General features: G+C 63.3%; 2 protein-coding genes. Both read right to left on the bottom strand.

The window, feature by feature from the left end; all coding sequences use genetic code 11:
* Nucleotides 1-261 (bottom strand): ATP-binding cassette domain-containing protein (locus tag NZ849_RS11990; protein WP_295407924.1); only part of this gene is annotated, 261 nt, incomplete at its 3' end.
* A 10-nt stretch (nt 262-271) separates the two neighbouring features.
* Entirely contained in the window at nt 272-1,501 is a 1,230-nt protein-coding gene (locus tag NZ849_RS11985; RefSeq protein WP_295407921.1) for a TIGR02710 family CRISPR-associated CARF protein, read from the bottom strand.
* Nucleotides 1,502-1,852 lie beyond the last annotated feature (351 nt).

Below are 1,852 nucleotides of genomic sequence, written 5' to 3'. Positions count from 1 at the left end.
GGGGCCCGTTTGGGGAAGAAAGGCAATCCGCTGGCCCCTCTCCCAGCTCCGGTACTCCGCAAGCCGCCGGCCCTCCAGCCACACTTCTCCCCCCTGGGGCCAGACCAGCCCCGCCATAAGGCGCAGCAGGGTGCTCTTGCCGGCTCCGTTGGGGCCCAGGAGGGCTAGCCACTCCCCCGGCCTGAGGCCCAGGCTCACCCCCTCCACCACCCTCCGGCCCCGGTAGGCGAAGCTCACCTGCTCGACCACAAGCTCTTCCATAAAGCCCCCGCTAGAAGGCAGGCCAGGCAGGCGCGGCCTCCAGGCCCAGGTTCCGCAGGTAATCCCAAAGCTTCTGGTAATCTTCTTCTTTGACCGGCTGGTGCCCGTGGGCCAGGATGCTCTTGTTGCGCTGGGCCAGCAGGCCGCCCAGCGAGCCGTTGCCGGTGTAATCAGCGAGCAGGCGCTGTGACAGGGTTTCCCGTTTCCCCAGGGAGCTATCGAAACCCGCCGCCACCTCAAGCACCTCCCTAAGCCCCACGGCCTGCCTGTAGCGCTGGGCCCAGACCAGGTGTTGCTCATATTTACCCACAAAAGTTTTTTCGTCCTTTAGCTGCACCTTCGTGCGCTCAAAGATATCGGCCTCGGAGGCCATCTCGATGGCCCGGTAAAGCCGGGCCAGGGCGTCGTCGTAGCGCCCCCGCCGGGCGCGGCGCTCGGCGTTGGCCAGCAGGTCGGCCAATAGGGCAAAGGTGGGCCGGTTCTCATTGTCCAGTATGTTCCTGAGCCGCCCCTTGGCCTCCTTAAGTTCCTGCAAGACCCGCACCTTAGCCCCGTGCCCCCAGGCCTCGGCAACGGCCAGGGCCGGCTCGAGGTGCTCCTCCAGCTTCTGCCAGGCGGCCTTGTGGTGGAATAAATCCCAGTCCAGCATCCCCTCTGCCACCCCTCTCAGGTGGGTGTAGAAGCGCTCCTCCGAAGGGGTCAGGGGCCGGGCCAGCAGCTCGCTTAGGAAGTCCTGCGCGGCCCTGAAGTCGGCCCCGTTCCAGGCGCGCCGGAAGCCCTCCCACTCGCGCAGACCATAGCGGTAGGTGGGGTCTTCCAGGTAGCGCATGCGCTCGCTGCCGCTCACCACCCTGCCCTGGGAGTCGCGCTGGCTGCCGCCCACATAACTGAAGGTCACCCCTTTTCCGCTCAAGGCCAGCGTAAGTCCTGCCACCATGGTTTTGGTACCCCCGGAAATATCCGCCAGGATAGGCCTTCCGTCCCATTCAAGGGCTTTTCGCAAGGCCTCTATGCCTTTGCGGTAGGCCTCGTTCAGGTCCTCGTGGTCGTTGAGGAGCAGGGTGTAGTGGCGAAAATGGTCGCCGTAACGCCTAAGCAGCTCACCCGCTACCGGATAGCTCGATTGACTGGCCACAAACACCACGCCGGACAAGGGGGCGTGTTCGGTTAGAGAGAACTCGAGCGGCTCAATGGTCTGCCCTACGGTTAGGATAAGCACCTTGTTGGTTTCGCCCTGCATGTACCAAATGTACCAAAAACCAAATTTCAGAACAGAAGACAACCCCACTCCGCATACCCCACCCTCAGGGCCACCCCATCGGGTTGGTTGGGACCCGGAGGCCAGACAGCGTGAAATTCGCGCAGCGTTGCAATCCCCTTTCAGGGCTTTGGGCTTGCGACCCATTTGGGGCCCCTTCCATTACTTCGCATCCAGCTAGTCCTGTTGCAATCCCCTTTCGGGGCTTTAGGCTTGCGACAGAAGCCATCGCCTCTGTCCAAAAGGCCCTAGGCGACCTTGTTGCAATCCCCTTTCGGGGCTTTAGGCTTGCGACCGAGCTCCCATCCCTCGAGCCGCCCCCTATGCGCTTGG

It is taken from the genome of Meiothermus sp. (assembly GCF_025060375.1).
Lineage (GTDB): Bacteria > Deinococcota > Deinococci > Deinococcales > Thermaceae > Meiothermus.
The sequence above is the reverse complement of the archived record's forward strand: the minus strand, read 5'-3'. Positions and strand labels throughout refer to the sequence as shown.

Excerpts from the sequence above, each read along its gene's own strand:
- NZ849_RS11985 (WP_295407921.1), bottom strand. The coding sequence starts at position 1,501 with ATGCAGGGCGAAACCAACAAGGTGCTTATCCTAACCGTAGGGCAGACC.